Annotated in this window: 12 protein-coding genes; 7 read left to right on the forward strand and 5 right to left on the reverse strand. The window is 63.9% G+C overall.

Annotated elements, in window-relative coordinates; genetic code table 11:
* The first annotated feature begins 223 nt into the window (after window positions 1-223).
* Window positions 224-1,033 (forward strand): hypothetical protein, encoded by an 810-nt coding sequence (locus ACTJKX_RS11910; RefSeq protein WP_440725389.1) that lies wholly within the window; start codon window positions 224-226, stop codon window positions 1,031-1,033.
* Window positions 1,034-1,144: 111 nt separating this feature from the next.
* Window positions 1,145-1,741, forward strand: coding sequence for a TetR/AcrR family transcriptional regulator (locus tag ACTJKX_RS11915; RefSeq protein ID WP_440725390.1), 597 nt, complete (start codon window positions 1,145-1,147; stop codon window positions 1,739-1,741).
* A gap of 8 nt (window positions 1,742-1,749) precedes the next feature.
* Here the strand turns inward: ACTJKX_RS11915 and ACTJKX_RS11920 are convergent, their stop codons facing one another.
* Window positions 1,750-2,385 (reverse strand): LysE family translocator, encoded by a 636-nt coding sequence (locus ACTJKX_RS11920; RefSeq protein ID WP_440725391.1) that lies wholly within the window; start codon window positions 2,383-2,385, stop codon window positions 1,750-1,752.
* 119 nt (window positions 2,386-2,504) lie between these two features.
* On the opposite strand from ACTJKX_RS11920, the gene ACTJKX_RS11925 reads away from it, so the two are divergent.
* The 3 genes from ACTJKX_RS11925 (at window position 2,505) to alkB (ending at window position 4,809) form a co-directional block, all read left to right on the forward strand.
* Entirely contained in the window at window positions 2,505-3,203 is a 699-nt protein-coding gene (locus tag ACTJKX_RS11925; RefSeq protein WP_440725392.1) for a helix-turn-helix transcriptional regulator, read from the forward strand.
* Window positions 3,204-3,290: 87 nt separating this feature from the next.
* A complete protein-coding gene (locus ACTJKX_RS11930; RefSeq protein ID WP_311944355.1) occupies window positions 3,291-4,085 on the forward strand; it encodes a DUF72 domain-containing protein in 795 nt (264 codons plus the stop codon).
* An 85-nt stretch (window positions 4,086-4,170) separates the two neighbouring features.
* Window positions 4,171-4,809 carry a DNA oxidative demethylase AlkB gene (alkB, locus tag ACTJKX_RS11935; RefSeq protein ID WP_440725393.1) on the forward strand — a complete coding sequence of 213 codons (639 nt, stop codon included), beginning with the start codon at window positions 4,171-4,173 and terminating at the stop codon, window positions 4,807-4,809.
* Between the two features lie 24 nt (window positions 4,810-4,833).
* Here the strand turns inward: alkB and ACTJKX_RS11940 are convergent, their stop codons facing one another.
* Window positions 4,834-5,760: a LysR family transcriptional regulator gene (locus tag ACTJKX_RS11940; RefSeq protein ID WP_367623318.1), complete on the reverse strand. Its 927-nt coding sequence runs from the start codon at window positions 5,758-5,760 to the stop codon at window positions 4,834-4,836.
* Between the two features lie 105 nt (window positions 5,761-5,865).
* Here ACTJKX_RS11940 and ACTJKX_RS11945 point away from each other — a divergent pair, with 105 nt between their 5' ends.
* Window positions 5,866-6,606 (forward strand): SDR family oxidoreductase, encoded by a 741-nt coding sequence (locus ACTJKX_RS11945; RefSeq protein ID WP_394307897.1) that lies wholly within the window; start codon window positions 5,866-5,868, stop codon window positions 6,604-6,606.
* 68 nt (window positions 6,607-6,674) lie between these two features.
* On the opposite strand, the gene ACTJKX_RS11950 is transcribed toward ACTJKX_RS11945, so the two are convergent.
* The 3 genes from ACTJKX_RS11950 to ACTJKX_RS11960 form a co-directional block, all read right to left on the reverse strand.
* Window positions 6,675-7,931 (reverse strand): RNA polymerase sigma factor, encoded by a 1,257-nt coding sequence (locus ACTJKX_RS11950; protein WP_311944348.1) that lies wholly within the window; start codon window positions 7,929-7,931, stop codon window positions 6,675-6,677.
* Window positions 7,928-8,317 carry a YciI family protein gene (locus ACTJKX_RS11955; RefSeq protein WP_068291451.1) on the reverse strand — a complete coding sequence of 130 codons (390 nt, stop codon included), beginning with the start codon at window positions 8,315-8,317 and terminating at the stop codon, window positions 7,928-7,930. Before ACTJKX_RS11955 ends, ACTJKX_RS11950 begins: the two co-directional genes overlap by 4 nt.
* Before the next feature lie 158 nt (window positions 8,318-8,475).
* A complete protein-coding gene (locus ACTJKX_RS11960; RefSeq protein ID WP_440725394.1) occupies window positions 8,476-9,462 on the reverse strand; it encodes a LysR family transcriptional regulator in 987 nt (328 codons plus the stop codon).
* A gap of 191 nt (window positions 9,463-9,653) precedes the next feature.
* Between ACTJKX_RS11960 and ACTJKX_RS11965 the strand changes: the two genes are divergently transcribed.
* On the forward strand, window positions 9,654-10,241 hold the full coding sequence (locus ACTJKX_RS11965) for a L,D-transpeptidase (protein ID WP_394307902.1): 588 nt from the start codon (window positions 9,654-9,656) through the stop codon (window positions 10,239-10,241).
* The last annotated feature ends 44 nt before the right edge of the window (window positions 10,242-10,285 follow it).

Genomic DNA, 10,285 nt, shown 5'->3' on the forward strand with positions numbered 1-10,285 from the left:
ATTTCACTGATGCAGCAGCCCATACAGGAAAGCGCGGTCAATTGCGAGGCCGATCACGCGATGCTGCTGCGCGTTTGCAACATGGCGGCAGCGCCGTCGGGATTGGATCGTCGCCCACAACAATCCGGCTCGACCGCTCTTTGGCGCTCAAATCCACGTTGCCAAGCGGACAAGCCATCATGCAAACATCGGCGAGGGGTGGCGGGAAAGGCAAGGCGAGCCGATGGATGGGTCTGCGACGGAGCGTGAACATTTTTCCCGCTATTACGCTCGCTATCTGGTCGCCAAACACGGCTACAGGCTGGGAGCCCTGCCACAATCGGAGGCGTTGTTGCAGCACTGCGACTATGTGCTGACCAGATCGGCCGGCAAACGCATCTCGATTGTCGGCATCGTCAATTGCGACAGTACCGAAGGCAAGACCTTCACCATGCCGGCGCAAGGTCTCGCAGGGCTCGCGCAGCAGGTCGCTGGTTCGCTGCCGGCAGCCGAAAAATTCGCAATCACGATCTACGAGATCGGCTCCCGCGCGATCGGAAGAGCCGACAAGTTCCGTCTGTCGGGGCATGGGAGCCGTGGCAGGAAGTATGCCACCAAGGCGATCGCCGTCGACGTTTCGAAGCGCCGCGCCTGGCCCTTGCCTTTGTTCGGGCGTAGGTTCAGTCCGGCCGGGCAGATGGAGAAGCTGCTTCGCGCGCCGCGGTTGTCGGCCGCTGAATTGTCCAGGCCGGAACGGGCTGTCAAGTTGGGAAGGTTAATCTTCGTCTGGGTGCTGATGGCCCTGCTGCTGGCGGTTTTCATCGCTGAGCAGGTCTTCACCGTCGGCAAGACCGGAAAACCGGCCGTGCCGACCATCGAAACCCTGCAGATCCTGGGAGGCCTCAGCCATCGGCCGGTGATTGGAGAGGGACAAAGGCGGCACCTGTTCACGGTGCCGTTGCGGCATGCCGACATCACAAACATACCGGCTTCAACTGCCTGGCGCTCTTCCCAACATCTGCTGCGATCGAAAGCCGTTGGGGAGGTCGCGTGATACCTGGTGGCAGCCGGTCTTGGCCGGGCCGATCCTGTTGCAACGACTCCCATTCTTGTGCATCGCAACAATATTATTGACAAATCTGTCCGAAACAGTGTTTCTGATGCCATGGCAAGACCGAGAGAATTCGATCGTGACGAGGCGCTCAAGCGCGCCACCGCCGTGTTCTGGGCCAAGGGCTTCGAGGCGGCATCCACCGACAATCTGCTTGCGGCGATGAAGATTGGTCGCCAGAGCCTCTACGACACGTTCGGCGACAAGCGCCGCCTCTATCTGGAGGCTTTGGGGCGCTATCAGGCGGTCAATCTTGCCAATCAGCTTGCGCAACTCGACGCGGAAGCATCGCCCCTCGCCGGGATCCGCCGGATGCTGCTGGCGGTGGCGGAAGCCGATCCCTCCTTTCGAGCTCTCGGCTGCATGAATGTCGGCGCGATCATCGAGTTCGGCCGGAACGACGAAGAAATTGCCGGCATGCTCGCCGAGAACGAGGCCGCGCTCGATGCGGCGCTGGAGGGCAGCCTGCGCAAGGCCAGGGCGGCGGGCGAGATCGGTGCGGGCACGGACATCAGGGGCGCTGCACGTTTCATCCAGGCGACATTGCGCGGCCTCAAGGTCAGCGGCAAGGCCGGTGCCGATACGCAGAGCCTGCGCCAGAGCGTGGAGTTCGCTCTTGCGGCGCTGACCAAGGACGCGCGCCGAGGCTGAGGCGGCGTTCACAAGCCGGCGAGCCGATGGACGAGGCCGAAGGCGGCAACCCCGACCAGCAGGAGGCCTGCGCTACGCCCGGCCCAGATGCTGAGGGCAGGGCTCGAGGTCAGGGCGTCGCGGCCGCGCGCAGCCATCAGGGCCAGTCCGCCGTAGACGGCAAACTGTACCAGCACCGTCATCAGGCCCATCACCAAAGCCTGGGGCCAGAGCGGCCCGAAGCTCGGGTTGAGGAATTGCGGGTAGACCGCCAGTACGAATAGCCAGGCCTTCGGATTGAGCAGGCATGTCATCAGTCCCTGACTAAAGATGCGCGCCGGCGCCACAGCGCGGCCGGTTTCGACCTCGCCGACGGTTATCGAGCTGCGCAGCAGCCGGATGCCGATCCAGATCATGTAGGCCGAGCCGACCAGGATCATGGTGGTGGCGAGGGCGGGGACCAGCCGGCTGAGGGCGGCGACGGCGACCGTGCCGAACAAGGTATGGCAGATCCCGCCCGCCATGATGCCCGAGGTCGCGGCAAGGCCCGCGCGCCGGCCGCCCGTCAAGGCATTGGCGAGCACGAAGAGCATATCCATGCCCGGCACGATGATGATGCCGGCGAGCAGGATGAGAAAGAGCCAGAGATTGTCGGTATAGGTCATGTCAGTTGCCAGCCAGGGGCGAGGCCCGTTCGGTGACGTCCTCGCCGCTTTTTCAAAGGGTTGGCTGCCTCTATAGAGAGAGGCAACTGACAGGGATGTGTCAGTTGTGAAGGGGGCTCATGCGCAAGGCGGCACGGTTGTTCGAGATCATTCAGATTCTCAGGCTAACGCGGAAGCCGGTCACGGCTGCCGCCATCGCCGAGGCCCTGGAGGTCACGATACGTTCGATCTATCGCGACATCGCCGCGCTGCAGGCCATGCGGGTGCCGATCGAGGGAGAGCGCGGCATCGGCTATGTCCTGCGCTCGGGCTTCGACCTGCCGCCCCTGATGTTCTCGATCGAGGAGACGGAGGCGGTGATGCTCGGGCTGGCCCTGATCGAACGTGCCGGCGATCCCGAACTGACACAGGCCTCGCGGCGGGCCGGCGCGAAACTGGCGGGCGCGGTGCCCGAGCCTCTGCGCCAGCTGTTCTCCTCGCGCACGCTGCATGCCTGGGGCGAGATCGCACCGACGCCCGAGCGCATCGATCTCGGCCTGGTGCGCCGGGCCATTCGCGACGAGGAAAAGCTCGCACTCGATTATCGCGACGAACAGGGGCAGCAGACGCGGCGGACGGTGCGCCCGCTCGCCCTCATCTATTATTCGCAGGCTTTCGTGCTGGTGGCCTGGTGCGAGCTGCGGCAGGCGATCCGTAACTTCCGCGCCGACCGCGCTTTGTCCTGCATGCCGACGGGGCAATACTTCCGCCATGAGGGCGACCGCTTGCGCGAATTGTGGATTTCGGGCTGGCAGATCAACCAGGGACAGTCAGGATAAGAAGCGCTCCCGGGCCAGAGGTTTCGGGTTGCCGGACTCGGCGTACTATGGTCGGTTGGCGACCGAGAACAAAACGGGAGAATTCGCATGACTGGCCAAATCCGCGTCGGCATCGGTGGTTGGACCTTCGAACCGTGGCGCGGCAGCTTCTATCCCGCCAGCCTGGCCCAGAAGCGGGAACTCGAATATGCCAGCCGCCAGGTGACGGCGATCGAGATCAATGGGACCTATTACGGCTCCCAGAAGCCGGAGAGTTTCGCCAAATGGCATGCGGAGACGCCGGATGACTTCATCTTCGCGATGAAGGCGAACCGTTTTGCCACCAACAAGAAAGTGCTGTCCGACGCCGGAAAGTCGATCGACATGTTCATCGGCAGCGGCATCGTCGAATTGAAGAAGAAGCTCGGGCCGATCAACTGGCAGTTCATGCCCACCAAGAAGTTCGATCCGGCCGATTTCGAAGGCTTCCTCAAGCTCCTGCCCAAGAGCCATGAAGGTCATGCGTTGCGCCATGTCGTCGAGGTCCGCCACGACAGCTTCAAGGTGCCTGAGTTCATCGAGCTGGTGCGTGCCTACGATGTCGGCATCGTCCTGACCGACAAGGCGGATTTCCCGCATATCCACGACGTCACGGCTCCCTTTGTCTACGCGCGCCTACAAGCGGCGAAGGAGGAGGAGGATCTCGGTTATTCCGCTGCTGCGCTGGACAAATGGGCGGAGCGCTCCAAGGCCTGGGCCAAAGGTGGCGAGCCTGCCGACCTCGACAAGACATCGGACAAGAAACCCTCCCAGGCGGCCAGTCGGGACGTCTTCGTCTTCATGATCAACGGCTTCAAGCCCAAGGCACCCACCGCGGCGAGGGCGCTGATCGAGCGCTTGTAGGCGCCGTCATCGCAGAACGGGGCAGGGATCGGCAGCGCTGCCGTTGGGTCACACAGGCGCCCAGATTATGGGCCAGAACAGGCAGATGATAGATCTGTTCAGCTTCGACCAGCCCAGTCGCCTCGACATTGCCGAGGGCGCCGTGCTGCTCGTCGGTCGTGCCCTCGTCGGCGAGGAAGCCCTGCTTGCCGCTCTCGATACCGTGGTGGCCGGCGCTCCTTTCCGCCATATGGTTACGCCCGGCGGTTTCACCATGTCGGTGGCCATGACCAATTGCGGTCGGGCCGGCTGGGTAACCGACAGGCGTGGCTATCGCTACACGGCGGAAGACCCCGAGACGGGCCAGCCCTGGCCGGAGATGCCGGGAGCCTTTGCAGTCCTCGCGCGCGAAGCGGCGACCGAGGCGGGATTTCCCGGCTTCGAGCCGGATGCCTGCCTGATCAACCGCTATGAGCCCGGCGCCAAGATGTCGTTGCACCAGGACAAGGACGAGCGTGATTTCAGCAAGCCCATCGTCTCGGTCTCGCTCGGCCTGCCCGCCATGTTTCAGTTCGGCGGTCTGTCGCGCAGCGACAGACCGAGCAAGGTACCGCTCCAGCATGGCGACGTGATGGTATGGGGTGGCCCTTCGCGCCTGGCCTATCACGGCATCTTGCCGTTGAAGGAGGGGCAGCATCCTCGCCTCGGTCGCAATCGCATCAATCTGACCTTCCGCAAGACCTGACGGACGACGATTGGCTTGCCCGTGTCACGCCGGGCCCGGTGATCGGGAAATCACTCCGTCATCGGCCCAGTCGGCGAAGCTCTTGGCCACCCAGTCGATGAAGACGCGAACCCGCGGCGAGAGCTGGCGGCTCTGCGGATAGAGCAGGGAGACGGGCGTTGGCGTCGGCGGATGCGCCGGCAATATTTCGATCAGTCGGCCGTCGGCGAAATAGGGCAGGAGATGGTAGCGCGGCACCTGAATGAGCCCCAGCCCGGCCAATGCGCCTCCGAACAGGGCCTCCGATCCCGTGACCGTCAGCGCGGTGGGTAGGCTGACATGGCGCAGGGCGCCGTCCACCTGAAATTCGAGCGGCATGACGCTGCCCGTCGCCGAAGAAACGAAGCCGACCATGCGGTGGCCTTCGAGGTCGCCCGGTGTTGTCGGCATGCCATGGCGCGCGAGATAGGCCGGGCTTGCGCAGGTCGCCTCGGCGAGCAAGGCGACCCGGCGGGCTACCATCGAACTGTCCTGGAGATCGCCGGCCCGGATCACGCAATCGATGCCTTCGCGCACGAGATCGACCAGGCGGTCCCCCTCGCCGATATGAAGCTGCAGGCCCGGATAGCGTTCCAGGAAATCGGTGAGGCCCGGCAGCAGGAAATGCCGGGCGAGTGTGCCATGCACGTCGATGCGCAGCAATCCGCGGGGCTTGGTGTCGCCAAAGGCCGCTTCGGCGTCCTCGATGTCGGCCAGGATGGCAAGGCAGCGATGATAGTAGGCCTCGCCGTCCAGCGTCGGGCTGACGACGCGGGTGGTACGCTGGAGCAGGCGGACGCCAAGGCGCGCCTCCAAGTGGCGGATTGCTTCGGTCACGGTGGAGCGGGGCAGACCCAGATCTTGTGCCGCCTGGGTGAAGCTGCGGCGCTCGACGATGCGGGTGAAGAGCCGGATGGCGTCGAAACGATCCATTGTTCGTAATGTCCGAATAGTCATGGCAATTCTTGCATGATTATCCGAAGTGACAGAAGGAGGATAGTGCTCTCCAGTGATCAACCTCACCTCAAGGAGAGAAAAATGACTGTGAATGGCAGCAAAGTCGCCCTCGTCACCGGCGCCTCGCGCGGCATCGGCGCCGCCATCGCCCGGCGCCTGGCGCATGACGGCTTCTCGGTCGTCGTCAACTATGCCGGCAATACCGAGCGCGCCGAGGCCCTGGTGCGGGAGATCGAGAGCGCAGGAGGGCGCGCGCTGGCCTTGCAGGCCGACGTGAGCGATCCCGCGGCCGTGGCCGCGATGTTCGAGGCGGCGCAGGCGGAATTTGGCGGCGTGGACGTCCTGGTCAACAATGCCGGCATCATCGCCCTGTCCCCGCTCGCCGAGACGGACGATGACGGTTTCGATCGGCTGGTGGCCGTCAATCTCAAGGGCAGCTTCAACACCATGCGCGAGGCGGCGCAGCGGTTGCGCACGGGCGGACGCGTCATCAACTTCTCGTCGAGCGTCGTTGGCCTGCGCCAGCCGAGCTATGGCATCTATGCCGCGACCAAGGCCGGCATCGAGGCCTTGACCAGCGTGCTGGCCAAGGAACTGCGTGGTCGCGCGATCACGGTCAACGCCATCGCACCGGGCCCGACGGCAACCGATCTCTTCCTCACCGGCAAATCGGCGGAATTGATCGAGCATTATACCCGCATGGCGCCACTCGAGCGGCTCGGCACGCCGGAAGACATCGCCGCTGCGGTCGCCTTCCTGGCCAGCCCGGACGGCGGCTGGATCAACGGGCAGACCCTGAGGGCCAATGGCGGACTGATCTGAGGCGGCAACTGCTGAGGCGAGGCGCCTTTGAGGGTGACTGTTTTCGCGTTCCAGTCGCTCCTATGGCGTCACCCCCGCACAGCATTGTCCTTCATCAGCCTGTCCAGATGCTGGCGGATATGGTTGGCCTCGGCCGCCGTGGAAGCGAGAGCAATGGCCTGGTCGAAGGCTTGATGCGCCTCCTTGCTCCGGCCAAGCTTCAGCAGCAGGCCGCCCTTGAGGCCGTGGAAATAGAAATAGCCGGACAGACGGGCTTCCAGGGGCTCGATCATGGCGAGCGCGGCTTCGGGTCCCTGCGTCTTCGAAACGGCCACGGCCCGATTGAGCGTGACCACGGGCGAGGGCTGGATCTCTTCCAGCAGCGCATAGAGGAAATCGATCTGGCGCCAATTGGTATCCTCGGGCGTCGCTGCCCTGGCGTGCACCGCGGCGAGGGCGGCCTGGAGCTGATAGCTGCCGGGGCTGCCATGGCGGGTGGCCTTGTCGATCAGGGCGAGGCCTTCGGCTATCATCTGGCTGTTCCACAAGCGCCGGTCCTGGTCCTCCAGGAGCACGATCTGGCGCTCCGCGTCGAAACGGGCCGGCGAACGGGCATGCTGGAGCAGCATCAGAGCGGCCAGCCCCATGATCTCGGGTTCGGTCTGGAACAGGCGCAGCAGCAGGCGGGCGAGGCGAATGGCCTCGTCGCAGAGCTGGGCTCGGCTGCCGTCGTCCTCGGCGCCCGCCGAATAGCCTTCGTTGAAGATCAGATAGATCATGGCGGCCACGGCACCGAGCCGTTCCGAACGCTCCACCGCGCCCGGTGCCTCGAAGGGCACGTCGGCGCTGGCGATACGCGCCTTGGCCCGGGTGATGCGCTGTTCCATCGCCGCTTCCCCGACCAGGAAGGCGCGGGCGATCTGCCTGACGCTGAGCCCGCAAACGATGCGCAGGGCAAGGGCGATCTGCTGGGTGCCGGGAAGATCCGGATGGCAGCAGATGAAGAGCAGGCGCAGGATGTCGTCGCGATAGTGCTGGCCGTCTAGGCGTTCGGCGAGCTCGGTTTCCGCATCGCCGAGATCGGAAATCTGGTCCTCGTCCGGCAGGGCTTCCTGCTTCTTCTCGCGGCGCTTGGCGTCGATGCCGGAATTGCGGCCGGCAAAGATCAGCCAGGCGGTGGGATCGCGCGGCGGACCGTTTTTCGGCCAGCTCTTCAGCGCGCGCAGGCAGGCTTCCTGATAGGCTTCCTCAGCGGTATCGAGGTCACGGAAATAGCGCAGAAGCGCTCCCATGGCCTGCGGGCGGGCGGAGGCGAGCGCGCTGTTGATCCAGGCCGCATCCGTCATGTTGCGTGCGCCTTCTGTCCGAGCACCCCGGGCTGGAAGATCGAAAGCGGACGGATCTCGTAGGAGCCGATGCTGGGATTGGCCTTGGCGAGATCGCGGGCGATATCGAGCGCTTCCTCGAGATTTTCGCAGTCGACCACATAGAAGCCGAGCAATTGTTCCTTGGTCTCGGCGAAGGGACCGTCGATCACCAGGGGATCGCCGCCGGTCTTGCGCAGGGTGGTGGCGGCGGTGGTCGGCAGCAGCCGCACCACCGGGCCAAGCTTGCCCGCCGCTGCGACCTTTTCATGGACCTTCTGCAGGCGAGCCATCACGGCGTCGTCCTCTTCCTTGGTCCAGGCACCGACGACGTCTTCGTAATTGTAGCAAAGGATCGTGTATCGCATTGTCTGCTTCCTCTTGAGCCAAGGACGAACGAACCAAGAGGTACCCGACATGAGGGGGCGGAACAATTCATGTTCTTTTGGCGCCTGCGGTCGGAGAGGTCCGACGGCTGCTGCGCAAACACACCGATGACAATCAAGTCGTATCTAGCAAGTCGTATCTAGATTGTCGTCTCTATGCCGCAGGGAGCCGGGATCGTATCGCCGGGATCGGGAGAGAGCCGGAATGCATCGTTTTCTGTCGAGTCGATGCCGTCGATCTTGCGCAGCGCTGCAATGGTGAAGTCGGTGAAGGCACGCACCACCGGGCGCATATAGCGAACCGAGGGGAAGGCCAGGAAGGCTTCCGTCGGACGGACGACGTAGTCGGGCAGGATTCGGACCAAGCGTCCTTCGGCAAGCTCGCGATTCACCAGCAATTGCTGGACCGGCCCCGCCGCGTGCCCTTGCAGGAGCGTGGCGCTGATGACTTCGGCGTCATTGGTTCTGAGGATGGGTTGGGCGGGCAGGTCGAGTGTTTCGCCGCTGCGATGCTGCAATGCCAGAGTGTCGCGCGGCGAAAGCAGCCTGGCACTGCTGACGATGCTGATTTCCGACAGTCGCTCCGGCGTGTCGATCGGCCCGAACCGGGCGAGGAAACTCGGTGCCGCGACTAGGATACGCCGGATCAAGCCGAGACGGCGAATGATGAGTTCCTGGCCGGCGGGGCGTCCATACCTCACCGCCAGGTCGAAGTTTTCATAGACAAGGTCGATATCACGGTTCTCCAGGATGAGATCGACCGTAACGGCGGGATGGCGTTGCTGGAATGCCATGACGATTGGATGCAGGTGCCTGACGCCGATGCAGGAGGGCCCATGCAGCCGGAGCGGGCCTTCGATGGTCCCCATGTCATGCCGGACGCCTTCCAGAGCCGCGTCGATGGTGGCGAGAGCGCCTCGGCTCGCTTCATAAAGGGCCTGTCCCTGTGGTGTCGGGCGTACAATGCGTGAGGACCGTTCCAACAGCCTGGCGCCGACATGCCGTTCGAGATTGCGCAGATGTTTGGTGACGGCGGGCTGGGAGACGGCAAGATCACGCGCTGCGGCCGTTACCGAAGCACGCTCGACGGTACGGACGAAAGCGCGCAGGGCGATTGCGATGTCCATTCATGCCTCATGGTTATGATTGTCATAGCATCATAACATATGGACGTCGAAGTCGTCATCGGGCTCAATCGCCTCAGTGCCGTGTCAGTGGCGTTGCGGAAGGCGTGATGATGATAAGCAGGCGTAGTTTTGTGATTGGTTTGCCTTTCTTGGCAGCTGGATGTGCGCAGGACCGCAAACCCGAGCTAAGCATGCCGGAGGTGGCGGTCGACCCGGAACAAGCCCTGCTCTACGGAGCCATCGAGTCCGAACCCTTCGCCGTGCCTGCCGTGGATCTGCGACGCGTGAAGCCGCAATATCTGCGCCGGGAGGTTGCCTATGAGACGCAGGAGCAACCCGGCACGATCGTGGTCGATCCGGCCGAGCGTCATGCCTATCTCGTGCTGGAGGGTGGTAGAGCCCTGCGCTACGGCGTCGGTGTCGGCAAGGAGGAGGCATTCAATTTCCAAGGCCGTGCAACCATCGCCCGCAAGGCCACATGGCCACGTTGGACGCCGACGGCCAACATGATCCGGCGCCAGCCCGAACGCTATGCCAAATATGCCGCCGGCTTGCCGGGCGGATCCGGCAATCCGCTCGGCCCGCGTGCGCTCTATCTGTACAAGGACGGGCGCGACACCCTGTACCGGCTTCACGGCACCATCGAGCCCTGGACGATCGGCACCATGGTGTCGTCAGGCTGCGTGCGCCTGCTCAATCAGGACATCATCGACCTTCATCGGCGCGTTCCCGTCGGGACGGCCGTGGTCGTGCTTCCGTCCGGTGCCTCGACGGCTTAGGACTATGGTTGCGTTTTTCATTCGAAAGGAATTTGGAGTGTCGG

Source organism: Labrys sp. 22185, assembly GCF_052045555.1.
GTDB classification, from domain to species: Bacteria; Pseudomonadota; Alphaproteobacteria; order Rhizobiales; family Labraceae; genus Labrys; species Labrys neptuniae.